This window comes from Limnofasciculus baicalensis BBK-W-15, assembly GCF_024178385.1.
GTDB classification, from domain to species: Bacteria; Cyanobacteriota; Cyanobacteriia; order Cyanobacteriales; family Coleofasciculaceae; genus Limnofasciculus; species Limnofasciculus baicalensis.
The window spans coordinates 1-22,153 of record NZ_JAMZMM010000058.1; the positions used below are offsets into that span (position 1 = coordinate 1).

Here is a 22,153-nt window from a genome sequence, read left to right on the forward strand (position 1 = left end):
CTTGTCTCCCTTGTCTCCCTTGTCTCCCTTGTCTCCCTTGTCTCCCTTGTCTCCTGATTCCCCATTCCCCAATAACTGCGACTGTAATTCCCGTGCCGCCTCAAAAGCGATAGGCATCATATACTTAAGCTCTTGCCGCCGAGAAGCAGGTACAATTGCGATCGCAAGTTGTCCCGGTGCAATCCCCAAAGCCGCCCTTGCTTCCTCCCGCTGCGGACTAGATTTCATCCGATCCACTAAAGGGTGACCCACCCATTTTACAGTAGCGCCTTTTTTAGCAAAATAATCTGCTTCCCCAGGAAAAATGGCTAATAATTTATCAGTCATCTCCACAATTCTCATCGTATCGCGAGGCACAATAGATCTTGCTGACCAAACCCAATCTTGTGGAGCAATATAATAAATTATCGGTATCTGCGGCATAAAATTCCGGACAAAACGACCAATTCCCAAATTTGGTCCCATGTAATCAATTAAGATAACCAAATCAGGTGGATGTTGTTTTAGATAATCTTTAGCACGGCGTTGGATTTGTAAAGTAGGCAAAACAAAAGGCAAAGATTCCCACAACCCAACCGAACCAATACTAGTAGTATTCCCCAATAACTTAGCACCAGATTGTGCCATCTTATCGCCCCCTAGGGCAACAATTTCCAACTCCAATCCCATCGATGATGCTTGAAGTTTCAAGGCATCAATTAACATTGCCCCGTGCAAATCACCAGATACTTCCCCCGTGCTGATAAATATAGTTTTTTTCATTAGTTATTTGTTGTTAGTTGTTGGTTGTTTGTTATTGGTTATTGGTTGATATCCTTTTAATATGACTTCAAAAATTCCTCAAACAAACCAAAAATATCAATCTACTCTTTGCGTACCTTTGCGAATTCCTTTGCGCCCTTTGCGTTAAAACATTATCTCCTGCATCTAACCGATAACCTCCATAAACAACCAACAACCAACAACAAATACTCAATCCTCATGCTTAAGACGACGGCCGGGAATTAAACCACGTCTTCCCGGCATTTGAGATAACCGTAAAAAGCGGCATAAATGCTGTAAATCTTCGCTATCCGGTAATAAATTGAGAAGTTCTAGAGATTCATTTAGAGTATGTCCAGAACGGTAGAGAGTGCGGAAAGCCTTTTTGAGTTGTCCAAGCTCTTCTGCGGACATTCCAGCCCGTTTTAGACCCACGAGATTGAGCGATCGCACCCGTGATGGATTACCTTCCACTAGCATATAGGGTGGCACATCGCGATCGATGCGACTCATACCACCAACCATAGCCAAACGACCAATGTGGACGAATTGATGAATACCCAAAACGCCACCAATAGTTGCTTTCGACTCAATATGAACGTAACCCGCCAAAGCGACACTATTGGCAATCACCACTGAATCTCCAATTCTGCAATTATGAGCAACATGGACATAAGCCATTAATAAATTATTATTACCGATAGCAGTTGCTGCACCAGCACCTGTTGCTCGGTTAATAGTGACATATTCTCTAATCCGGTTATCATCACCAATTCTGACCCAACTTGGCGCACCATCATACTTAAGATCTTGGGGAGCCAAACCAATAGCTGCTCCTGGAAAGATTTGATTTCTTGCTCCAATTTCCGTTGGTCCCTCAATCACCGCATGAGCGCCGATAGTTGTATCTGGTCCTACCTTCACATTATCCCCAATCACCGCATAAGCCCCCACCTCAACAGTTGGATGCAATTGGGCATCTGGATGAATTACAGCAGTCGGATGAATCAATGTTGTTGCCATCATAAGTTATGATTTTTATAGCAGAGCCGATAGATTTCGGCGCGAATGATTGACTTGACAAGTTTGGCTAAAAAATAGTTAATGCCAAAATTTCTAATCAATTTGGTTATTGATGCTAACCTTCAAACCTATATTGATGATGGGATAGGGAATGATGTTCGTCGCCATATTTTTCAGATTCACCCCCCTTCAAAGCCAGACTTTGAAAATTGTCCCTTCAGGGTTTTTAGGTATAATAAGCCAGACTTTGGTGTTTCCTAACTAGGAGAATTAAGAACCAAAGTCTAAATTTTAGATTGACAGCTTCTACCCCTTTAGAGTTAGCGCTGGTAGTCTATCATTCAACCAAAGAAAACATCAATTCCCCTTCCGCGACTCGTTGACCATCAACGACAGCCCTAGCCTGCATCTTTCCAAAACGACGGCGCTTTACAGATAGAAGTTCCGTGGTCATTATCAGTTGATCTCCGGGTACAACAGGACGACGAAAGCGAACTTTGTCAATCCCAGCAAACACAAATAAGGTGCCATCCATCTCTGGCATCTGAGTTAAGACAATGCCACCTACTTGAGCCATCGCTTCTACAATCATTACCCCAGGCATCATCGGCCGTCCGGGAAAATGCCCTTGAAAAAAGGGTTCGTTGAAAGTGACATTCTTAAGACCAACTGCTAGCTGACTAGGAATATATTCAATAATCCGATCAACTAATGCAAAGGGATAGCGATGGGGTAGGATTTTTTGAATGTCTTCTAGGGTGAAAATAGGTTTATGTGATGGCTGACTAGTTGACAGGTTGGCATTGTCAGTTGAGTCATTGTGAATGTTAACGTCGGTGACTATAGACATGAGCAAATTGAGTTGGTTGTTGGTTGTTGGTTGTTGGTTGTTGGTTGTTGGTTGTTGGTTGTCCGTGGTAGAAATAACTGAGTAGTTAATTCTACCGCTCTTCCATATCCCAGATTCCCTCCTCCCCTTCTCCTGGGCCATCCCTGCTCTACTCCTCCCCTCCTCCCCGACTCCCAAGTGCCAGGGCGAGGGCTTGAGCAAGTTGGACATGCAAGTTGTGGCTGGCTTTGTAGGCGAGGAAGTGAGCCACAGGGAAAGTTCCCAATAAACTTAAATCCCCTACTAAATCTAAGAGTTTATGACGCACTGGTTCATTTGAAAATCTTAAGGGAGGATTAAGCCATCCTTGTCGATCGCAAACCAAAGCATTATCCAAACTACCACCTTTAATTAAACCCCGACTTCGCAACCCCTCAATTTGGTGCAACAAACCAAATGTACGTGCTGGTGCAATTGAAGAGGCAAAACTCTCCTGAGATGGTGTCCAGCTATACCATTGATTGCCAATGGCAGGAACATCAAAGTCAATCCCGTAAGTAAATCGGAGAGTTGGTGCTGGTATCGCCGCAACAAAGGCATCCCCTTGATATATCCAGATTGGTTCCTTGACACAGGGGTGCAGGGGAGAAAACTCAAAACGCTCTCCCTCTTCTTTTGATCGCACAATTCCGACTTGTGCGATCGCCTCTACCCAATTAAGTGCCGATCCATCCAAAAGCGGCACTTCTGAGCCATCGATTTCAATCCGGGCATCATCAACCCCACTGCCTGCTAGTGCAGCAAGCAAATGTTCCACGGTTCGCACTGTAGCAGCAATCGGAGCTTGGCAGTCATCATTCTCCCCATTCCCAAAAATCCACTCCCCATTCCCCAATTGAGTAGAAAGTGTAGTCTCGCAAACCGCCTCCACACAAGCTGGGATAATCTGCGATTCAGGTAAATCAACTCGCACAAAATAGCGTCCCTCACCTGCTTTAGCTGGCAATACCCGCACATTCGTTAAAATCCCGCTATGTAATCCCACACCAGAACATTCAAAGGCTGCACCCAAAGTGTATTTGGTCATTTCTTGTTTGTTGTTAGTTGTTTGTTGTTAGTTGTTTGTTGTTAGTTATTAGTTGTTAGTTGTTAGTTGTTAGTTGTTAGTTGTTTGTTGTTAGTTGTTTGTTATTAGTTATTAGTTGTTTGTTGTTTGTTTTTTATTAGAGCGCTGGGCGGGTGAGTTGGGCAAATATAAACCCGGTTTCTTAGCAGGTTTATATTGTATACTTCAAATAATAAAGTACATAGAAAATTGATTATTTGATAAATCAACAACCAATAACCAACAACCAATAACCAACAACCAATAACAAATAACCAATAACAAATAACCAATAACAAAATTAAAATCTCTCTCCAATCCCAAAATGGAGGCGACTGTCACCTTGATCGTTAAAACCATAATCTACCCGAATTGGACCGAGGGGCGACTGTACCCTGACACCAATCCCATAACCAAAACCACTACCCGGTTTGCCTCGAACACCTGCGGGATCTCCAGGTACATCACTACCGGAACCGAGATCGCTGGCAAAGTCAACAAAAAGAGCGCCACCGATTGCTGAGATAATCGGAAAGCGGTATTCAGCGGTGGCTTGGATAAAACTACGACCTGAACCTACATCTCCCTCAGCGTAGCCTCGGACAGAGTTACTGCCACCCATAGAAAAGGCTTCGTAGGGGGGTAAGTCCCCGATAACCGTACCGCCTTGAATGTTAAATGCAAGGGCTTGAGGTCCGGTGGTAAACTTAGTGAAGTTGACGGGAACGTAGTAGCTGTAACTACCTCGGAGGCGATTGAGGAAGATATTCCCACTGCCAACAGGGATAGATTGCTCCACCCCAAAACGTAGAAGAGAACCCTGTGTAGGGCGTAATGGGTTGTTTCTGCGATCGCGTACTGCCCCAAATTGAACTGTAAACAAGTCATCTTTGCCATTGTCACTGAAGCTCAAGTCATTGCCCAATTCATCCTTTGGAGTAAGTTCCCCATCAGCATCTTTAATTTCAACATGTTGAAACTCTAATCCGGCTGAGGCTGTCCATTCCGATCTACTATAGACATCGCGAGACAAAGGACGGGTAAAGTTGAGTCCGCCACCTGTCCTAACTACACGGGGGCGATCGCCATTTGGTAGATTTATTTCTGGATCTCCCCCATCAAAAATTAATGAGATGGAACGACGGCGGAAAGCATTGACAGTGTAAGATGTGCGGTAAGGGTCACCTGCAATCCAGGGGTCTGTATAGCTAAGATCGAATAATAAGGCGCGTTCCCCTAACTGAAATTCTCCCCCTACTGTCTGGTTATTGCCCCCCAGATTTTGTTGTTGATAGCTGATACTACCAAATAATCCACTAGCTGAACTAACTCCCCCACCAGCGGCGATAGAGCCAGTATTTTTCTCAATCACATCTACCACCATTACCACCCGACGCGGATCGCTGCCAGGTTGGAAGGAAAGCCGCACATCGTCAAAGATTCCCAAACCAAAGACGCGACGTAAATCCCTTTCTGCCATCTGACGATTGAAGACATCGCCAGGTTTTAGCTGTACCTCTCGTGTGACAATAAAGGGACGAGTACGACCGCCTATTGGTTCATCTTTATCTGTCAGTATGGGAATAGGTTTCTCATCGTCATCAAGTTTTGGTTGACCATCTTCATCAAGAAAACGTACGCCAATGTCTTCAATTATCCCTTCGGCTACTGCTAAAGTTACGACTCCATCAGGGGTGACTTTAGATGTATCGATCACCTGGGCGAGGGTGTATCCATTATCTTGATACCATTTGTTAACATCTTTGATTCCCTCTTGGAGGCTGCGTAGGTTTAGGATTTGACCGTACTGTTGGGCGAAGATCTTATCGACAACTTCTTGAGGTACAATGCTATTGCGATCTGTTGAGGGTTCGGGGGTAATTGATACTTTCCGCAGGACGGGGTTAGGCTGGACGAGAAAGGTAATCCGCACGCCCAAGGGGGTATCTTTTGGTTCTACATTGACACTGGAGAAGTAACCTGTGGCGAAGACTGCATTAACATCAGATTGTAACTGAGTACGGGTGGTTGCTAGTCCTGGTCTAGTTTGAATTGCTCTAAAAATTTCACTTTGTAATTGTTCTTTCGATCCGGTATAGTTCTGGAAATCAATTACAACTTCAGATACTAACACTCGCGGTTCGGGTTGATTAGGTGACGGTGATGGATTAGGTGACGGTGATGGATTAGGTGACGGGAATGGATTAGGTGACGGTGATGGATTAGGTGGCTGTCTCGGAGTTTGAGCTGTTTGTACTTCACCTTCAGCGGTTTTAGCTGGGTTGACTTCGGTTAATTGTGGTTCACTGACTGCTATCGGAGAAACTTCGCGATCGCTATATGTTGGTACAGCGATGGTAACTGAGTTTTGCCCATTGCTTGGCTCGATATTATTAGCCGTTTCTGTCGGTTGTCGATCTAGGTTACTAGGTGGTGTTTCACCCACACTATTTTCACCCACACTATTTGATGTATTGGTTTGCCCATAGCTGGGGTTGGATATACCGATACTGGCAGTCGCAGCAATAATAGCTGCTAATAAGGGAGATAAGCGCATTGTTTTAATTTCTGACACGTCCACACACCACGAAAATAGGTTAAAGGTTAGAGGTTAGAGGTTAGAGGGTAGAGGTTAGAGGTTAAAGGGTAGGAAGCTATTTTTATAATAAAATAGCCTGAAAACCCCGTGACTATGGATAGGATAATAGATCCTACTCCCTACTCCCTACTCCCTACTCCCTAACCCTTAGCAAGAAAGCACTTTTGCTAAAACTTGCTGATAAGCATCTTCAACATTGCCCAAGTCGCGACGAAATCTGTCTTTATCCATTACCCGCTTATCGGGATCGGTTTCGGCTTGATTCCAGAGGCGACAGGTATCGGGGCTAATTTCATCAGCTAGTAGCATCTCTTGGCTGGAATCCAGACCAAACTCCAGCTTGAAGTCTACCAGAGTGATGCCGCACCGACCGAAAAAGGCGATCAGAATCTGATTAATTTTCAAAGCCTCCTCTTGAAGCAGATTGACTTGTTCTGGGGTAGCTAAGTCTAAGAGTAATAAACGATCCCGCGTTAACAAGGGGTCTCCTAAAGCATCGTCTTTTAGGTAAAATTCTACAAGTGGGTTAGGTAAGATTTTACCTACAGGCAACCCAGTTTGTTGACAGAGACTCCCGGCGGCAATGTTCCTGACTACTACCTCTAATGGTATAATTTTTACCCGCTTCACCCGCATTTGGTTGGGTGCGGGACAATCGATGTAGTGGGTGGGGATACCTTCGCGTTCGAGTAGCTGAAACAAATGGGATGCGATCGCACAGTTTATCTCTCCTTTCCCGGTAATTTTACCCCGCTTTTGGGCATTGAAGGCTGTCGCGTCGTCTTTGTAATGGGCTAGGAGTATCTCTGGCTCGTCGGTAATATAAAGAATTTTTGCTTTTCCTTCATATAGTTGCTGGATTTGTGACATAATTATTGGTTTTCCCGATCTTGATTTTCCTCGCCCTTGGTTCGGCAACACATCTGCCAGACACTAGAGAGGGCTATGTTTGATAGTTTAATCTTGGTTCCAGTCAGAATCGTAACACTTAAAGTCAAAAGTCAAAAGTCAAAAGTCAAAAGTAAAATAGTTTCAGGTTGCATAGTTTGAATATTAGGAGATGACTCATGGCTGACAGATCTGATTTTTTATATCCTCGCAGTCGCTATTACGGGAAGGTTAATCCAGAAAATTTGGTGTTTAATGCTAATTTGCAAGAGTTTGCTCAACGGGTAAGTATTATTTGTAATTTGGAAACTGCGGGTAAGATTTCCGCTGAAGATGCTTATGATAAGGTTAAAGATTTATGGTATGAGTTGAGAAATAGTAAGAATGAATTGGAAGTGGGTGAAAATCCTTTTGGTAGTGGTAAATCTGGGGATGGGATAAGTTAAGTTTAATCCAAAATTTCCACAATTCCCAATTGCCCATCTAGCCAAACTCTCTGCCCATTTGTTAACAATTGAGTTGCATTATGGATATCCATTACTGCCGGAATTCCATATTCGCGGGCGACAATTGCACCGTGGGAAAGCCGCCCCCCTACTTCTGCAATTAATCCTCCCGCCCGCGCTAATAAAGGTGCCCAACCTGAATCGGTATAAGGTACAACTAATATCGTTTGTCGATCGATTTCTGGTATTGTTTGTAAGTTAGTTAAAATCTTTACCCATCCCTCCACTTGCCCGCTACTTGCACCAATTCCTTTTAGTCTCCTGCCAGAAGTTTCTAATGGGATTGGGGATGCAAATGAGGTAGCAGGAGGATTGCCATAAACTAGGGGTGGTATGTTATTCAATTGGCGATGCTCTTCTAATTTTATTCGTCTTTGTTGTATTATTTTAGGTAATTCTCCTTTTAGTCTCCTGTCGGTATCCGCTAGCAATTCCTGAATCTCCCCAAACTCCAAAAAGAAAATATCTCCCGCTTCAGATAATAAACCTGATTCTCGCCAAACTGTTTCTAATGCGACAAAACTCCACCGGAGTTGGGCTAATAATTGAGAGTAAATTTCAGTAACTTTACCTTTGAGATTTAGACGTGCTTGTACCACTTCCGCTTGCCATCGCTGATGCTTTAATCGGGAAGGCATCGGTGGAGGTTGGCAGATAAACTGACTAAATAACTGTCGCACAGATTGGGGATCTTCTTGCCATCGGGGAATTGCTATATCTGTAGCGACTTCGCTTAAGTAGCCGTATCGTTCTAGAAATTCATTAAACTGTTGTAAAATACTATCACCATCGGGATTTTCTGCTAGGGTAGCAAAGAGAAAGGCGGAACTTTCACAAGCAATTTCCTTGAGGTTTAGGAAACGAGGGGCATCTGCTGCTAATCTAGATAGCGATCGCAAACTGGCTACTTCTGGTGTTTTGCTATTATCTAATTCGCTATCTTTCACCTTGAGCAACCCTTGCCGTAATGACATGCTTAACGGGGCAAGAATACTGTAGTATGTTGCTCTTTTTAATGTTTTTAAAATTATTTCTATTCTTTCTAGTATTGCTGCTGGCGGTAATCCTGTTGCTGGCTGACTTTTTAGCTCTTTTATGGTAATATTGAATAATGTTTCTTCATCTAATTCAAAGTCTTTATCTAAATTCCACTCTTTACCCAATAAGCGAATTAATCCAGGTATATTTTTGAGTGTAGAATTCAGTGGTGGCTTGGTAAATTTAGCACCTCTGGTGAGAAATTCCAGGCTTTCTGGTGGCAAGCCCATCCGCCGAAAAATATCGCCCAACATGGTAGCATTAAAGTAGGCGCGGGAGTAATGAAGGGTAGCCATGTCAGTGAAATCAATTCCCTTGGCTTCTTTACCTAAAACTAAGCTAAAAATTTCCCCCCAAACACCACAAGTTAATGGCCTATTAATTGACCAAGTGAGATTTCTAATTAAGCCAGGAATCACTTCTGCCGCAATCTTTCTCGTCCAAATTGGTTGTAGAGTTGTAATTGGACGAGTTTGGAGCAACCACAATTCCTCACCATCATAACTCCATTCTATATCTTGAGGAATCCCGTGATACCGATTTTCTAATTCACGGGCGAGGATAGCAACTTTTTCAATTAAAGCAGGAGGTAAGTCTCCACTTCCTTCTATGTGGGGAGTGGGGTTTTTGGAGTGGGGAGTGGGGGAGAAAATTGCCTCTTCCCTTAAATAAACCCTATACTGTTCTGGTGTCACTCTACCGGATACAACTCTAGTTGCATCTCCTGGTAATCCTTCAATTACTACAGCATCACCTACTTGTGAAATGGGATCTCTACTAAAGGCAACACCGGAAAAAATACCATTAATTTGTTTTTGAATTATTACTGCCATTGCTGTATCTGACAATTTTCCTACCCTGTCGCTATTTAAGGTAGTGAAGTCTTGCCGATATTGGGTAGCTGATGCGTTATTATATGATGCTAAAACTTGAGTAATGGCTTCTTGTAATTCGAGCGGATTAGTCACATTTAAAATACTTAAATATTGTCCCGCTGCCGAAGCTGATTCAGAGTCTTCCCCGATTGCTGAGGAACGGACTACTAGAGGTTCAGATTCAGAAATTGGCAAGTATTGAATTAGCGGTTGAGCATCATCTCCCGGTGGTAAAACCCATCCGGTGGGTACAGAGTAACCCCAACGCTTTAATTGTGATAGGGTAGCTGCTTTTTGACCGATTTTACTAGAATCTAGTAGATCGTCTAAAGAAATAATAGCCTTATCGCCTCTAAAAAAAAGAAACATATTTTGAGATTCTACCTTGGCGGATTCTGGAGGAAGATCTAAATCATCGGGAATTTGCCGATAAATCCAAGCCATTAATAAGCCCAGACAAATCCCCATCAGGATTCTGGCTAAATCGTTGGGGTGGAGGAGTGCTAAAATTAAGGGGAATAAGATTAAAATACCAATTCGTCCACTAGTGCGATCGCGAAAAACAGTAAAACTAATTCCCCCAATTAAAAATATCAATAATACAGCCTTAATATCGTGTACCACAAACCCCCACACTACATTGGTCGTTCCCGCACCTTTACTTATCCAGTAACGACCAATAACTAGTACAATTAGAGCCATTAGCTCTAATGCGGGTGCTGTAGGAAAAAAATAACGAGCCAGTAAGACAGCCGCAATTCCCTTAAAAGCTTCCGAACAGACTGCCAATATACCCACCATCCGTCCGCCGTGGTAGAATGCAGCGGAGACTGAGATGTTGCCAGTACCAAGATCTTCTAGCCTACGACCTGTTAAGCCAGATGTAATCCAGGAAATCAGTGGGATTCCGCCCAGGAGAAGACAGATTACACAGAGAATCAGGGTAAATGCGATCGCAGATAACAGAGTCACAAAATTTTCACTAGTAGTTAAATATAAGATACCTTAGTCAAAAGTCAAAAGTCAAAAATAATGATTAATTCCCCATGCCCAACAACCAACAACCAACAACCAACAACCAACAACGTCACAATCTCCCTAATCGACAAGAAGCATAAATATCGTGATATTCCACATAAAACCTACCATCTCTCACCTCTCTTCGCATTGGTTTACCCGTCCAAATTTCCACAGATACCCACTCTCCCGCTTGTTTAAGTTCGTATCTATTGCCAAAGGGAATTAAATCGTCGAAAATAACTGACCAGTGGGATGGAGAAATTTCCCAAGCTTGAGGCGGTATTATCCCCTCTTGTTTCCGTGCCTTATCGTAAATGGGGATAATAATTTGGGGAATGAAATGTACCCGCGTCACGACAGGATTTACACATCTCCCCTCACGGCAAACAAACTCAAGAATAGTATCCCAATCATAAATAGGTTGGCAATCTCCAACATTCCAATCATCTTCAGCTATACAAATTGCCCCCATTAACCATACCAGCTTTGAGATAATCCGGTTGACACGCTGACTATCGCGCCGGATTAATTCAATTTCTAAAGGGGTAAACTTCCTATTTTTTGGTGTCCAATTGGGTGTCCACAGTTGAAAAGATATGTTCCCGTCAATAGGGATAACTGTCAGGGTGAGATTTGGCGTTGCTTCCTTGGGGCGCAATGCCTTAAGGAGTTCTGAATTAATAAACTCCGACATCGATTCTATTAATGACCAAGACATTAGTAATTAAAACACCCCCTTCCCTCCAAGGGAAGGGGCTGGGGGGTTAGGTTGTTAATACTTCGCGCTAGAGTTTAATACCCAGGTTCCTCTTCATATTCCGGTGTTTTAGTCTTTTCTGGAATATTGATTCGCTGAGGTTTGTAAGGTTCCTGCTTGACATCATCATCATCCCAAGCATCCCCCTCAACTTCATAATCCTCGTAATCATCTGCGTATTGGCGCTTATAAGTATCAGGTTTAGCATATAGTCGCTCTTCTTCGTATTGAGTCGGAGCCTCTGAGCGATTGTCCCATTCATCGCCCCAGTTGTCCTCTTCGAGTTGGGCTTGGGCGTACTTTTTCGGTTCTACCACTTGGCGACGGATGGGTTCTGGTTCTGGTTCTTGCCAATCGTCATCCCAAGTTTCTTCTACAGGCGTAGGTTTCTGTACAGTTTGAGTCATGGGGGGGCGAATGGGAATTCCGGTTCCCAATTGATTCTCCGGTCTAGCAACAGGCGTGTAGTAACCTTCCTCCTCATCTCGCTCCCAAGGAGGTTTGCCAATACCCAGACGTTCCAAAAGTCCCACTGTAAGCTGAATCAGCCGCTCTTGAGACCCTTCAAACACGATCAATCTATCTGGTCCGCTACTGACAATTTCATCAATTGGTAGCTCATAAGTACTAATCATTTGATCGGGAATTTGGGGTAACCCGATTGAAGCAATAATCAGAGATGCTAGATCTCCGTTATCAACATTAAACTTAAAGCCTCGAACTCGACCCAACAAATCGCCAGTTTCGGTAATAACTTCACTGTTGATTAAGGTACTGTAGCCATCAACCTCAATATCTTCAATAACATCTTCATCCTCAACCAGGATGACATCGCCTATTTGTTGAACGCTCGTAAGGAGCATGTATCGTGGCATTCCTGCAACTGAGAGCAAGTTATCTCGCAGCCCCAGAGCCACAATTTCACGTCGATCGATATCTACTAATAGCTCCTTAATGACTCCCAGGCGCTTACCATTATTACGGGTAATCACCTGAGTATTTAAAACATCGGAGCGCTGACGAATTAGTTCACTTCTCATTATGTTTTTCTATCCCGATCTCGACTCCTGCTGGATTGTAAATATTATTCAACATTAAGAATCAAATTTAATCCACTGAATTCCGTTTACTTGGTTGTAGCATCGATAGTACATTTACAAAACTCTATCATCTCTCCGCCCTCCTGGACAGGGTGATGTTAGCTTTGACAATGTTAGTGGTCGGTACTATCTCTCGCATCACTGTCTCCCATAAGACTGTTTAACCTTTGAGTTTTAGAGCGAAAGACTAGCTACGCATCAAACGGGGAAGAACTTGAACACTTGCCACACTTCGTAGGCATTCCTGCCTGAGTCTGGTCAACTAGGACTCTTCTGAGCCACTCGAAGGGAGTCGGTACTCCGATATTAACGGTGGGTTGTTGACGGGTCGGGACAGACTTACAACCATAAACTGGGCAAGTTTAGCCTCTTGTTCGATCATTCTAGCTAATCGCTCGACATTTGCCCTATCGAAAAAGATATCCACTTGGTCAAAGGTGTAGAATGGCTATGGGGGCTAGGGTTGATAGCAGTTGCCGAAATACATAGATTTACCTAGACTTAGACTAGCAAATTCTGTGTAAAACAGTGGAGAGACAGATCGGTACAGGAGTCGAGACTGATCTCCGTTGATTGGAACTTCAGCACTGACGGGGTGTCTCAGTTTGAAGCTTTACGCTAGACTGAAGTCAGTTATTCTCTATCGCCCAATGGCTCAGTCTCTTCAGCAACTTCACGCCCAAATTGAAGCTATGCCCAGCGATCTCGTTAAGGCGATCGTACTTTCATGGCTGACTAATTTCAAGGGTAATCTCGGCGAGTTTGAGCGCCTAATCGCAGAAACTGCCCCTCAATCAAGGGAATATCAGTGGGGAGAAATTAACACAGCACAGCAATTTCAACCCCTAAGTGAAGAACAAATGATTGCTGAGAGTTTGGCTGCCTTACAAGATTACCAGACTCTTAAGATGGGTATTCCCCATCAGGAGGTTAAACAATGGGCAGATAGTTTAGGTAGTGATGGTGAATTGCCATGCCCAAAGTAGTTTGGACGCGCCAATCCCTAGCATCACTCAATCTCCATCACCAATTCCTTGCTAAAACTGACCCAAATCTTGCTGTTAAAGCAATTAAAAAAATTGTGGAAGTTGGAGAAAGTCTGGAAACATACTCGCAAAGGGGCGCGATAGTTGAACAAGCCCCTGGTATGCGTAAACTGTAACCTTCGGAAAAATTGGTTTTGTTCTGCACTATACTATCTTGAATGATGAAGTTGTGATTTTACAGATTTATCATGGACGACAACAACGTCCAACCTAAATCGCTTCTGCCAATCAACCCCATTAGACCTAGAGCGTCAGTCCAGTAGAATCATTCTCATCGGCAGAATCAGTATTTCAGCGATTGTTACGAATTGAAACGGACAACTTCTGTTGTGGCAAATCAACCATTTTTCGTTCCATACATATGTGGATATTTTTGTCAATCTCTTGTACTGGACTGGCGCTCTAGTATGGTTGGTTTATATGAAATTTAGTTCAAGCTTTAATGAGAAACTTCTCATCTAGAGGATTTGCTTAATACTTCGCTCATCTCTGGCATTTCTCCCTCTCCGTACCCCTGATACCCCAAATCATTGCCCCAACGGAATCCTGTCCCTCTCAGACTGCTCAACCTACATAATCCTTCTCGGGTTGGTAAAAATTCCCAACTCTGGTTGGTCGATCTTGACAGTAAAGATCGGCTAGAATGCGATCTAAATCCCCTAGAAATGTGGCCAAGTTCAAAATAGATTCGGCTCATTTCTCCCAAGTCCATATCAACAGCCAGAATGTTAATTTAGCTTGCCAGAAAAATTAAGAGAGTCTCTCTCAAATAAGTAAGAGATTGTCAGCCTTAATCAAAATCGTAGTTATGACACTATCATCTACCTTGATTTGCCCATACTCAACCTCACAAATCAATTGTAAGGAATGTGTAAAAGTCGAAAAACAATGGAATATAAAAAGAGTTATCGAGGACTTAACTCAAGCAAAATGCCAGCATCTTACTAAAAGTGAAATTTGTTGGTTGAGACTCTTGATTTATGGGTTGAGTCCAGAAGAAATCGCTCAAAAACTTTCCTTAGCAAACAGTCATATCAAGTCGGCTCTTTCCACCAGTATCTACAGATATGTTGAGAGCCTGACCGGGCGCAATCTCAAAAAATACAGCCAGGTGAGACTGTTTTTGCAAGAAGCAGAAAAATATGAGAAAATTGAGTTTGAATTAGAGATTGGCAAAGAGATTAAGCTATCAGATATAGACCCAGAGCTTTTAATGTATACCGTCAAGAAATTGGGTATTCAATTTCCCGTAGAATTTATTGTTGTAAAAATCCATGGAAATGAAAACAATGAGTAATAACGATCGACACAATCTAGTTTTAAGATTTGAAGGAACCAAAGATGAGTATAAACGTTTACTCGCTTCTTTCCAATCGGGAGATCTTGAAACCTTGCTCCAGCTTCCGATTCAGGATGTCCGTTTAGTCGGTGCGCCATCGGAGGTACCATCGGTGCGATCGCCAGAGATTGTACCGCAAATCCTGCAACGAGTTTATAACTCCCTTGAGTCTAGCTGGCAAACCGTAGAATCGCTCCTCGCCCCAGAAGCATTAAAATTGGCTCCTGGATGGAGAAGCAGCCGACAGTTAGCAACCCAGGAACTAGAAGTCAAAAAAGCTAGCCACTCAGCAGCACCATCCGCAGGTTTTATGCGCTCGATTAAGTTAGATTTACCCGAAATCAACCAACAGGTAATCTTAATTGTAGCGCTGATGCCCGGGGACTCAGATCGAGAAATAGATGCCCTCATTGAAGTCCGTCCCACCCAAGAACATACTATTCTTCCGCCAGACCTGCAACTGATGGTTATAGACGACAAAGGAGTAATCGTATTGTCCGCTCGAGCGGAAAAAGCCGATCCGAGAATTACCTTTGCCCTGACGGGAAATATTGGAGAACCTTTCGAGGTTAAAGTAAAATTAAATAATTTCAGCTATAGGCAAGAGTTTCCGATTTGAAAGAATCAGCAATCCTTTTTTGAGAACCTCCGGAGAAAATACTGGTGGTAATGACAGACAAACTTGTGGAATTGACATTATTAGGAGATCTCGATCGAGGTATCGGGGTAACTGTAAAAATTCGAGCAGAGAACGGACAGGACTTAGGAGGAGCAGAAGGATGGTTGCCCCCACCCAGCCCCGACTTGCTCGTCCAGTACGAACGCTGGCAGTCAATTCTACAGAGTTTAGCTTTGCCCGGTACTCTGATCAAAGGCAAAGCGATCGCAAAAGGGAACTTCACCATCGAGCAGCAATTTGAGAGCCACCAACGACAACGGGATCGATGGTGTCGCGATTGCGAGCTTGCCGCGCGGGAATTAAGCAATCTGATGAATTCCTGGCTCGAACAATCGGAATTTATCCCCATTGTCAACAAATTAAATGAAACAGTATCAACCTGCGATCCCGTGCGGGTATTACTTTGCTCTTCAAAACCTCAAGTCAAAAAATTACCCTGGAATCTGTGGAATTGGCTCGATCGTGAAGGTCGTCAGGCAGAAGCAATCTTGAGTACCACCCGAAACTCGCCCCAACCTGCCGAGCTACGCAGAAAAGTGAGAATCCTGATTATTTTAGGGCAATCAGAAGATATTAATCCGGCAACCGATTTACAGATTTTGATCGATACATTGGGGGATTGCGCTGAAATTATGCCGCCCTTAGTTAGTCCCAGGCGACAGGATGTGAATCGATGTTTATGGGATGCTAAGATTGATATTCTCTTCTTTGCAGGTCATTCTCAGACTGACGAAAAAAGTGGTAAATTTTATATCAATGAAACTGAGTTTATCAGAATTGAAGATTTAAAATATGCCCTCGAAGAAGCCCGGAAGAATGGCTTAAAATTAGCAATATTCAACTCTTGTGACGGCTTGGGTTTAGCCAGGGAACTTGAAAGCTTATATATTCCCAACTTAATTGTCATGCGCGATATCGTACACGAACGAGTTGCCCAGCAATTTTTAAGGGATTTTCTGAGAGCTTTCGCGATCGCCAAAAAGCCGTTGCATTTAGCCGTATGGGAAGCACGGCGGCGGTTGCAAGGTTTAGAAGCTGAATTTCCTTGCGCCAGTTGGATGCCAGTCATCTTTCAAAATTCCTCAGAACAGCCTCAATATTGGCAGAATTGGTTTATTGCGCCGCCGCGTCATCGCCCCCGAAATCAAGGCAATGTCGTTATGCTCTCGAGCGGGATCGCCACCTTCTTAATTATGTTAGCGCGATCGCTGGGAATCTTAGAACCCTTAGAACTGAAAGCCTATGACTTCTTAATCGCCCAGCGCCCGCCCGAAGCCATCGACGAGCGTCTTTTAGTCGTCGCGGTGGATGAAACCGATTTAAAGCGATACGGAACGCCCTTATTGAGCAATGCCACCTTAACTCGAGTATTACAGATATTACAGCAAAATCAACCCCGTGCGATCGGCTTGGATATTTTTCGCGCTGATAATTCTAGTACCAAATCCGAGCTAGCGGATTTTATCGCTACTTTTCAAAATAATCCAAATTTTATTCATGTTTGCGCCCAAAACATTCCCCCCTTATCGGGATTTTCAGAGCAACAAATAAAAGAGCAAGTTGGTTTCGCCGATTTGTACCCCGACGAGCGCGATAATATCGTTCGTCGCCAACCCTTATGGCAAACCCCTTCCCCCGTTTCCGACTGCCCCAATTCCAACTACGCCTTCAGCCTTCTGTTAGCTCAACGCTATTTGGAAATAGAAAACAAACCCCTCAGTTTTGACACCGGAAACTTACAGTTTGGCACAACCATTTTTAAACGTTTATCCCCTCGTACCGTGGGCTACCAAAAACTTAACGGACAAAGTGGAGAAATTCTCCTCAACTTTCGCGCTCCCGATCGCAACGGTCAAATTGCGAAGACCGTTCCCCTCAGAGACATTTTAGACGATCGCATAGACCCAAAATTCATCAAAGATAAAATTATCCTAATTGGCGTTACTGCTCCACAACTTCAAGACGAGCGCAATACCCCCTACGGTTACCAACGCGGACTCTGGATTCATACGCAAATGGTCAGTGCCATGATTAGCGCTGTTGAAGACAACCGCAAACCCATCTGGGTTTTACCTCAATTTTCCCATCAATGGGGAGACATTCAATGGGGCGATGCGCTCTGGATTTGGTTTTGGTCTTTCCTGTCAGTCGGGATCGCAAGGTTCATTCCCTCGCGCTGGGTTTCCCTACTCGCGGGCTGCGTTACGATGGGTTTCTCGTACAAAATATCACTGGTTATCTTAACAGCAGGCGGTTGGATGCCCCTAATTCCCTCGCTCCTCTCCCTATCCCTAACCGGATTAATCGCGAGTTACGCAGTTTCTCAATTAAAACAAAAATAAACCTCTGAAATCCTCGAACTAAAATGAAACAACTATTAACAATTGCCCTCACCCTCACCCTCGCTAATTTCCCAATCCTCTCCACTTCCGCCAAGCCATTACCCACTCCGCCCCCTGCGCCGCCGCCGCCCGGTAATCCCGTTCCCGGAGGAACTTTTAGTCCTCCACCCCAATGTGGCACTCCAGCCAAAGTTTTGAATGCCTTAATCCCTCAAAAAAACCTCGGATCGTTGTTAATTGGTCAGGGATTAACCGCCTCTCAATATCCTACCTTCTGGATATACCTTCCCTATTCCTCCGAAGACATCTCTTCTGGTGAATTCTCGCTCCACAATCGCAGGGGGCGTAAACTTTATCGAACGTCCTTTAGCCTACCCCAAACAGCAGGAATTATCAGCATTTCAATTCCCTCCGAGCCAAAGTACGCTCTTGAGGAAGAGCAGTTTTATCATTGGTATTTCTCATTAAAGTGTAGCTCGAATGAGAGTTCTACCCCCGACCTAGTTGTCGATGGATGGGTGAAACGAGTAGCGCTAACCTCGGAGTCAGAACGTCAAATTAACGCCGCCCAACCCGATATTTGGTACGATTCCCTGACTCGTTTAGCGAATCTCCGTCTCACCGCTCCCGAAGATGAAAAACTCAAAAATGATTGGATCGACTTGTTGAATTCAGTGGGATTAGAGGCATTGGTACAAGAGCCATTGGTTGGTCCAGTAGGGAATAGCATCGGGTTTTAGCGGCTTGTCCTCACCCCCTAATACCAATTTCCTAAATACTTGCTAGAGATACTCTTCCGGCTCCCCCCTTACTAAGGGGGTTTGGGGGGGTAGATGTGTAGCGCTATTTGAGAAAATTGGTATAACCTCTAATCTTAGCGCAGGAGTGACGGGCGAGGTCTTCTTATGAGCAGTGCTATGCCCCCAACTCTCTCGATCGCAGTTGGGCAAAATTCCCAACTAAAGTTGGGTGACATGGACTCTAATGATCTGCTCTAATTTAAGAGTCACAACGCTATTATCAATATCACAGGAGTAACCATCATGCGATCGCTAGCCACAACCGCTGTAGCTTGCTTACTTTTAGCTCAGAGTATTTGTACCAAGGCAGAGGCAGGAACCATAATCAACTTAACTCAGGGGCAATGGGAAGTTACGGGATCTGATACCGCTAATTGGAATGGTTCAGACTTGTTTTTCGAGAGCCAAGTCGCAAATGGTACTGATTTTGAGATCACTGGTTACTTTGATTGGTACAGCAACCAAACCTATCGAGGACGCGAGTTGTTTTCTGGCACATACACTGCCAACGGTTTTTTGAATTTTACTGGCTTTCAGCTTATCAACCCAATCGCTATTCAGTTGGCTAATTACCAAGCCGAAGTTCTCAGTCCATCACAGATTGGCAATGGAACCTGGAGAGGAGGGGGCATTAGCGGTACATGGGTTGCCACAAATCCGACTGCGATTCTAGAACCGAATCCAGATTCCGTTACGGTTCCTGAACCCAGCTCTGTGTTTTCGCTGGGCATCGTGGCTGTGGCTGGAACAATTCTCAAATGGTATACCAAGCGTAAAGCTCTTTAATAGCTTGTTCAATTAACGCCGTCTCCTAGGTTGGGTTAAAGTAAGTACCTGGCACAAAATTATTTACGCATCCGATTCTCGAAGCACTATATTTTTCAATGGTTTCAGGTCAACCCAGTGTGGAATTAATTTTGTGTACCCACTTAGACAACCCAACACCTATTTGAAATCTCTATTGTCGGCAAATTTCATATATTTGCTGGTAGTTTAACTGATAATATTTCACCTTCATAAAAATTACCAATAACTGCTGGTAGTTCCACAATCTCTTTGTTGTATACCAGGAAAACTAGCTTCGATATTTCCCTGTCTAGTTTGAGGTTGAATTGAAATATGTTCCGATAATTATCGTCACTTTTTAGTATTTGCATTTCTCGCTCGCCAATTCTGTCTAGTTTGACGGTTATGGGAAACTTATGTAGATCTTGACCGATTAATACTTTGACCTCAAATATTCTGCTATCTTGGGTGGGTTCGATTGAAACTACTGTTACATTCATCGTCTTTTCCGGTAAACTCCATAAAGAGTCCAGTATTGTAATAACTCATCTTTTATCATTTTATACCGAGTTCCATCCCACGGATCGCGAATTAGGACATAGCCAGAATTATCTTGACCATCGACAAGTACAAAATGCCCTTTCGGGATACATTATGTTGTATTTTCTGTACCAATTTTCTTACTACTAATAGTATAGATAAGGATAATTCACAAATAGGTTGGCTTGAAGTATACAACCCAACACCTAAGCATAAGCAGCGCTTAAGCCAGAGATGCCTAATTTGAGTTACCAGCCCTGCTTCTCCCTACTTGGGAGAAGGGGCTGAGGGATGAGGGCGCGTGCCTTGATTTAACTGGATCAGGACTTACGCAACGCATCTATCTGTAGGGTGCGTTATGCTCTGCTAACGCACCATTGCCACTATATATAGTGTCACGGCGTAAGTCCTATGGATTTCGCCTTAAGCTGACGCTAATGAGCAGTGCTATGCCCCCAACTCTCTCGATAACAGTTGGGCAAAATTCCCAACTTTAGTTGGGTGACATGGACTCTAATGATCTGCTCTAATTTAAGAGTCACAACGCTAGAGTTTTTAATTCATTAAAAATGTTAGCGATTTATGGATTCAAAGGGTATTAAACATGAAAAAAATTCTTTGTATTGGATGTCTTGTTGTTGCTCTAACTCTAAATGTGAATACTGGCTCGGCAAATGCTCAACAGTATTGGATTAGGTTTCTCGCTGAAATGTTTCAAGAAGTAGGTCCAGAACTAACACGGCAAATTTTACTTTCAATTTTCGGAAATAGTGCTGATGCCAGGAGTGCGGAAAGCTCACAAGGATCGATTTCCTGTGAAGTAATTGATCCTACAGGAAGTCCCCTCAATGTCCGATCGACACCAAACGGTTCAAATATCGTCACAAAGTTGCGTAACGGCACTACAGTTATTCCTTACAAAGTTGCTTATGACGCAAAAGATCGACATTGGATTCTGATCGGAGATGCTGTTCATTCATGGGGTTGGGTTTTTGGTCCCTATGTATCATGCTCGTTTGATTAAGAATTAATGTAGTCTTCTGTCAGGAGTACCATCACTATAGACTGCGTTGTACTTCAATTAACGCAGTCTCCTAGGTTGGGTTGAAGTATGAAACCCAAAAAATAAGCCACGCTTAAGCCAATATATGTTGGATTTCGTCACAACAAAAGCGTATTTTGTCCTAGATTGGCTATGCTCAGTTGATTCAAAGGGAAACTCGATTGTACTAGGCATGAGTAGATGCCTCTCTGTCATCCCGAATCATCTGCATCAGAATGTTTGCAGCTTTTGTTGCGTCGTAGGGCGACCAAACTGGATACTCTGATGCAGAGTGGATTTCGCCTTAAGTTGACGCTAATGAGCAGTGCTATGCCCCTAACTGTCTCGATAACAGTTGGGCAAAATTCCCAACTCGAGTTGGGTGACATGGACTTTAATAATCTGCTCTGATTATAATAAAGATTTAGTTCGCAGTAATCATTAAGGACTAGGCAATATGATTTTAACGGGTACAAGTGGTAACGATACTCTAATCGGTGGCACAGAAAATGATACCTTGTCAGGACTTGCAGGAAATGACGTTCTCAATGGTAAAGCCGGAGCCGACACTTATAAGTTCAATCAAGGAGATGGTCAAGATACCCTCAACGACGATAGCAATGATACCAGCACTGACCAACTAGTCTTTTCCGGTACGGGTTTGACTTCAAGCAATGCGATTGTCACTCGCATCGGTAGCACTTCTGATTTGAAAATTTCCTTTGGTGGGATTGCTGATTCTGTCCTTCTCAAAGACCAGGTTTATAGCACTTCCGGAAACTATGGGGTGGAGAGTGTCCAGTTTAGTAATGGTGTAACTTGGAGTGAAGCACAGCTTTGGAATGCTTATCTGACACTAGGTGCAGCTACTAATGATACTTTGGAAGGTACTACTGCTAACGATACGATTAGAGGTGGCTTAGGTACTGACTATCTCAATGGTCGAGATGGTGCCGATACTTATCAATTTAATCTGGGAGATGGACAAGATACCCTCAACGATAGTAGCAATGATACCAGTCTTGATAAACTGATCTTTTCTGGTACGGGTCTGACTTCCACCAATGCCATTGTCAC

At 43.6% G+C, this 22,153-nt stretch carries 21 protein-coding genes; 11 read left to right on the top strand and 10 right to left on the bottom strand.

Features of this window, described 5'->3' with window-relative positions; all coding sequences use genetic code 11:
• Both lpxB and lpxA read right to left on the bottom strand, forming a co-directional pair.
• Positions 1-762: lipid-A-disaccharide synthase (lpxB, locus tag NJ959_RS08285; protein ID WP_254011287.1), on the bottom strand; the 762-nt coding region annotated here is incomplete at its 3' end.
• 210 nt (positions 763-972) lie between these two features.
• Entirely contained in the window at positions 973-1,785 is an 813-nt protein-coding gene (gene lpxA / locus NJ959_RS08290; RefSeq protein ID WP_254011304.1) for an acyl-ACP--UDP-N-acetylglucosamine O-acyltransferase, read from the bottom strand.
• Positions 1,786-1,866: 81 nt separating this feature from the next.
• Here lpxA and NJ959_RS08295 point away from each other — a divergent pair, with 81 nt between their 5' ends.
• Positions 1,867-2,046: a hypothetical protein gene (locus tag NJ959_RS08295; protein WP_254011288.1), complete on the top strand. Its 180-nt coding sequence runs from the start codon at positions 1,867-1,869 to the stop codon at positions 2,044-2,046.
• A gap of 76 nt (positions 2,047-2,122) precedes the next feature.
• Here NJ959_RS08295 and fabZ read toward each other — a convergent pair whose 3' ends face one another.
• The 4 genes from fabZ to purC form a co-directional block, all read right to left on the bottom strand.
• Entirely contained in the window at positions 2,123-2,635 is a 513-nt protein-coding gene (fabZ, locus tag NJ959_RS08300; protein ID WP_254011305.1) for a 3-hydroxyacyl-ACP dehydratase FabZ, read from the bottom strand.
• 148 nt (positions 2,636-2,783) lie between these two features.
• Positions 2,784-3,701: a UDP-3-O-acyl-N-acetylglucosamine deacetylase gene (gene lpxC, locus NJ959_RS08305; RefSeq protein ID WP_254011289.1), complete on the bottom strand. Its 918-nt coding sequence runs from the start codon at positions 3,699-3,701 to the stop codon at positions 2,784-2,786.
• Positions 3,702-4,020: 319 nt separating this feature from the next.
• Positions 4,021-6,276 (bottom strand): BamA/TamA family outer membrane protein, encoded by a 2,256-nt coding sequence (locus NJ959_RS08310; protein WP_254011306.1) that lies wholly within the window; start codon positions 6,274-6,276, stop codon positions 4,021-4,023.
• Positions 6,277-6,465: 189 nt separating this feature from the next.
• Positions 6,466-7,188, bottom strand: a complete 723-nt coding sequence (gene purC / locus NJ959_RS08315; protein ID WP_254011290.1) for a phosphoribosylaminoimidazolesuccinocarboxamide synthase — start codon at positions 7,186-7,188, stop codon at positions 6,466-6,468.
• A gap of 197 nt (positions 7,189-7,385) precedes the next feature.
• Here purC and NJ959_RS08320 point away from each other — a divergent pair, with 197 nt between their 5' ends.
• A complete protein-coding gene (locus NJ959_RS08320; protein WP_254011291.1) occupies positions 7,386-7,652 on the top strand; it encodes a DUF7219 family protein in 267 nt (88 codons plus the stop codon).
• 2 nt (positions 7,653-7,654) lie between these two features.
• Here the strand turns inward: NJ959_RS08320 and NJ959_RS08325 are convergent, their stop codons facing one another.
• From NJ959_RS08325 to NJ959_RS08335, 3 genes are all read right to left on the bottom strand, one after another.
• Positions 7,655-10,597 (bottom strand): glycerol-3-phosphate acyltransferase, encoded by a 2,943-nt coding sequence (locus NJ959_RS08325; RefSeq protein WP_254011292.1) that lies wholly within the window; start codon positions 10,595-10,597, stop codon positions 7,655-7,657.
• A gap of 115 nt (positions 10,598-10,712) precedes the next feature.
• On the bottom strand, positions 10,713-11,363 hold the full coding sequence (locus NJ959_RS08330; RefSeq protein ID WP_254011293.1) for a hypothetical protein: 651 nt from the start codon (positions 11,361-11,363) through the stop codon (positions 10,713-10,715).
• A gap of 74 nt (positions 11,364-11,437) precedes the next feature.
• The gene (locus NJ959_RS08335; protein ID WP_254011294.1) at positions 11,438-12,442 is read right to left on the bottom strand and encodes a PRC-barrel domain-containing protein; all 1,005 of its coding nucleotides are present in this window, start codon (positions 12,440-12,442) and stop codon (positions 11,438-11,440) included.
• A gap of 629 nt (positions 12,443-13,071) precedes the next feature.
• Here NJ959_RS08335 and NJ959_RS08340 point away from each other — a divergent pair.
• The 7 genes from NJ959_RS08340 (at position 13,072) to NJ959_RS08370 (ending at position 19,494) form a co-directional block, all read left to right on the top strand.
• Positions 13,072-13,488, top strand: coding sequence for a hypothetical protein (locus NJ959_RS08340; RefSeq protein WP_254011295.1), 417 nt, complete (start codon positions 13,072-13,074; stop codon positions 13,486-13,488).
• Positions 13,476-13,664, top strand: a complete 189-nt coding sequence (locus NJ959_RS08345) for a hypothetical protein (protein WP_254011296.1) — start codon at positions 13,476-13,478, stop codon at positions 13,662-13,664. Before NJ959_RS08340 ends, NJ959_RS08345 begins: the two co-directional genes overlap by 13 nt.
• 692 nt (positions 13,665-14,356) lie before the next feature.
• Positions 14,357-14,845: a helix-turn-helix transcriptional regulator gene (locus tag NJ959_RS08350; RefSeq protein ID WP_254011297.1), complete on the top strand. Its 489-nt coding sequence runs from the start codon at positions 14,357-14,359 to the stop codon at positions 14,843-14,845.
• A complete protein-coding gene (locus NJ959_RS08355; protein WP_254011298.1) occupies positions 14,838-15,506 on the top strand; it encodes a DUF1822 family protein in 669 nt (222 codons plus the stop codon). The genes NJ959_RS08350 and NJ959_RS08355 overlap by 8 nt, the downstream gene beginning before the upstream one ends.
• Before the next feature lie 50 nt (positions 15,507-15,556).
• Entirely contained in the window at positions 15,557-17,908 is a 2,352-nt protein-coding gene (locus NJ959_RS08360; RefSeq protein WP_254011299.1) for a CHASE2 domain-containing protein, read from the top strand.
• Between the two features lie 23 nt (positions 17,909-17,931).
• A complete protein-coding gene (locus NJ959_RS08365; protein ID WP_254011300.1) occupies positions 17,932-18,648 on the top strand; it encodes a DUF928 domain-containing protein in 717 nt (238 codons plus the stop codon).
• Positions 18,649-18,951: 303 nt separating this feature from the next.
• Positions 18,952-19,494, top strand: coding sequence for a PEP-CTERM sorting domain-containing protein (locus NJ959_RS08370; RefSeq protein WP_254011301.1), 543 nt, complete (start codon positions 18,952-18,954; stop codon positions 19,492-19,494).
• Between the two features lie 188 nt (positions 19,495-19,682).
• On the opposite strand, the gene NJ959_RS08375 is transcribed toward NJ959_RS08370, so the two are convergent.
• Entirely contained in the window at positions 19,683-19,994 is a 312-nt protein-coding gene (locus NJ959_RS08375) for a hypothetical protein (RefSeq protein WP_254011302.1), read from the bottom strand.
• 644 nt (positions 19,995-20,638) lie between these two features.
• Here NJ959_RS08375 and NJ959_RS08380 point away from each other — a divergent pair.
• Both NJ959_RS08380 and NJ959_RS08385 read left to right on the top strand, forming a co-directional pair.
• Complete coding sequence (locus NJ959_RS08380; RefSeq protein ID WP_254011303.1) at positions 20,639-21,058, top strand: SH3 domain-containing protein; 420 nt, start codon at positions 20,639-20,641, stop codon at positions 21,056-21,058.
• Between the two features lie 475 nt (positions 21,059-21,533).
• Positions 21,534-22,153: calcium-binding protein (locus NJ959_RS08385; RefSeq protein ID WP_305069153.1), on the top strand; the 620-nt coding region annotated here is incomplete at its 3' end.

Bases quoted from the DNA above. Each gene is read 5' to 3' on its own strand.
- lpxC (WP_254011289.1), bottom strand. From the start codon at position 3,701: ATGACCAAATACACTTTGGGTGCAGCCTTTGAATGTTCTGGTGTGGGA.
- NJ959_RS08310 (WP_254011306.1), bottom strand. From the start codon at position 6,276: ATGCGCTTATCTCCCTTATTAGCAGCTATTATTGCTGCGACTGCCAGT.
- NJ959_RS08365 (WP_254011300.1), top strand. From the start codon at position 17,932: ATGAAACAACTATTAACAATTGCCCTCACCCTCACCCTCGCTAATTTC.
- NJ959_RS08370 (WP_254011301.1), top strand. From the start codon at position 18,952: ATGCGATCGCTAGCCACAACCGCTGTAGCTTGCTTACTTTTAGCTCAG.
- NJ959_RS08345 (WP_254011296.1), top strand. From the start codon at position 13,476: ATGCCCAAAGTAGTTTGGACGCGCCAATCCCTAGCATCACTCAATCTC.
- NJ959_RS08350 (WP_254011297.1), top strand. From the start codon at position 14,357: ATGACACTATCATCTACCTTGATTTGCCCATACTCAACCTCACAAATC.
- NJ959_RS08330 (WP_254011293.1), bottom strand. From the start codon at position 11,363: ATGTCTTGGTCATTAATAGAATCGATGTCGGAGTTTATTAATTCAGAA.
- NJ959_RS08295 (WP_254011288.1), top strand. From the start codon at position 1,867: ATGCCAAAATTTCTAATCAATTTGGTTATTGATGCTAACCTTCAAACC.
- NJ959_RS08355 (WP_254011298.1), top strand. From the start codon at position 14,838: ATGAGTAATAACGATCGACACAATCTAGTTTTAAGATTTGAAGGAACC.
- NJ959_RS08375 (WP_254011302.1), bottom strand. From the start codon at position 19,994: ATGAATGTAACAGTAGTTTCAATCGAACCCACCCAAGATAGCAGAATA.
- NJ959_RS08380 (WP_254011303.1), top strand. From the start codon at position 20,639: ATGAAAAAAATTCTTTGTATTGGATGTCTTGTTGTTGCTCTAACTCTA.
- NJ959_RS08335 (WP_254011294.1), bottom strand. From the start codon at position 12,442: ATGAGAAGTGAACTAATTCGTCAGCGCTCCGATGTTTTAAATACTCAG.
- fabZ (WP_254011305.1), bottom strand. From the start codon at position 2,635: ATGTCTATAGTCACCGACGTTAACATTCACAATGACTCAACTGACAAT.
- NJ959_RS08320 (WP_254011291.1), top strand. From the start codon at position 7,386: ATGGCTGACAGATCTGATTTTTTATATCCTCGCAGTCGCTATTACGGG.
- purC (WP_254011290.1), bottom strand. From the start codon at position 7,188: ATGTCACAAATCCAGCAACTATATGAAGGAAAAGCAAAAATTCTTTAT.
- NJ959_RS08360 (WP_254011299.1), top strand. From the start codon at position 15,557: ATGACAGACAAACTTGTGGAATTGACATTATTAGGAGATCTCGATCGA.
- lpxA (WP_254011304.1), bottom strand. From the start codon at position 1,785: ATGGCAACAACATTGATTCATCCGACTGCTGTAATTCATCCAGATGCC.